We start from the raw sequence: 1167 nt of genomic DNA, 5'->3' as shown, positions 1-1167 counted from the left end.
AGACGACGCTGAAAGACGATCCGATGTCAGGTCACGTTTTTATCTTCCGTGGGCGTAATGGCAGTCAGGTAAAGCTCCTCTGGTCTACCGGCGATGGACTGTGTCTGCTGACCAAACGGCTGGAGCGCGGCCGCTTCGCCTGGCCGTCAGCCCGGGATGGCAAAGTGTTCCTCACACCGGCACAGCTGGCGATGCTCCTTGAAGGTATCGACTGGCGGCAGCCTAAAAGACTGCTTACGTCCCTGACTATGTTGTAAGCCTCTTTATCCTGGTCGACGCTGAATGAGCCTGGTAATATACCCGGTATGAGCAGCTCACTTCCTGACGATATCAATGCACTGAAACGTCTCCTTGCCGAACAGGAGGCGCTGAACCGTGCCCTGCTGGAAAAGCTGAACGAGCGTGAACGCGAAATAGACCATCTGCAGGCACAGCTGGATAAGCTGCGCCGGATGAACTTCGGCAGCCGCTCCGAAAAAGTCTCCCGTCGTATCGCACAGATGGAAGCTGACCTGAAGGCACTTCAGAAAGAAAGTGATACCCTTACCGGTCGGGTTGACGACCCGGCCGTGCAGCGCCCGCTGCGTCAAACCCGCACCCGCAAACCGTTCCCCGAATCACTCCCCCGCGATGAAAAACGGCTGCTGCCGGCAGCGTCATGCTGCCCGGAATGTGGAGGCTCACTGAGCTATCTGGGTGAGGATGCCGCCGAACAGCTGGAGTTGATGCGCAGCGTCTTCCGGGTTATCCGTAAGCGTACAGCCTGAACCGTCTGGTCAGAATCTGACGAATTAGACAAAGTGGTGTCCACCAAATAAGTAGTGGGAACCAAAGTGTCAGATATGCAGAAAAATGTGAATCCCGGCAGGCGAAAAGGCTGCCCTAATTATCCTCCCGAATTTAAACAGCAGCTCGTTGCTGCCTCCTGTGAACCCGGGATATCCATCTCAAAACTTGCTCTTGAAAATGGCATTAACGCCAATCTGTTGTTCAAATGGCGACAACAATGGCGCGAGGGAAAGCTGCTATTACCTTCTTCAGAGAGCCCCCAGCTACTTCCTGTGACTCCTCGATGCAGCTGCCGAACAGCCAGAATCGCTCGCAGAGGATCCGGAAACCCTCAGTATCAGCTGTGAGGTAACGTTCCGGCACGGGACGCTCCGCTTC

The 1167-nt window shown here is 55.4% G+C and carries 2 protein-coding genes and 1 pseudogene; all 3 read left to right on the top strand.

Annotation, left to right across the window (positions count from 1 at the left end; genetic code table 11):
- A partial coding sequence (gene tnpB / locus BFF42_RS17925) for an IS66 family insertion sequence element accessory protein TnpB (RefSeq protein ID WP_044861235.1) occupies window positions 1–257 on the top strand: 257 nt, incomplete at its 5' end.
- A gap of 48 nt (window positions 258–305) precedes the next feature.
- Window positions 306–752 (top strand): annotated as a pseudogene (locus BFF42_RS17920) (transposase domain-containing protein); the annotation flags it as partial.
- Between the two features lie 90 nt (window positions 753–842).
- On the top strand, window positions 843–1136 hold the full coding sequence (locus BFF42_RS17915) for a transposase (protein WP_252866575.1): 294 nt from the start codon (window positions 843–845) through the stop codon (window positions 1134–1136).
- The last annotated feature ends 31 nt before the right edge of the window (window positions 1137–1167 follow it).

Source organism: Shigella sp. FC1661, from assembly GCF_001712525.1.
Taxonomy (GTDB): domain Bacteria; phylum Pseudomonadota; class Gammaproteobacteria; order Enterobacterales; family Enterobacteriaceae; genus Escherichia; species Escherichia coli.
The sequence above is the reverse complement of the archived record's forward strand: the minus strand, read 5'-3'. Positions and strand labels throughout refer to the sequence as shown.

Bases quoted from the DNA above. Each gene is read 5' to 3' on its own strand.
- BFF42_RS17915 (WP_252866575.1), top strand. From the start codon at position 843: ATGCAGAAAAATGTGAATCCCGGCAGGCGAAAAGGCTGCCCTAATTAT.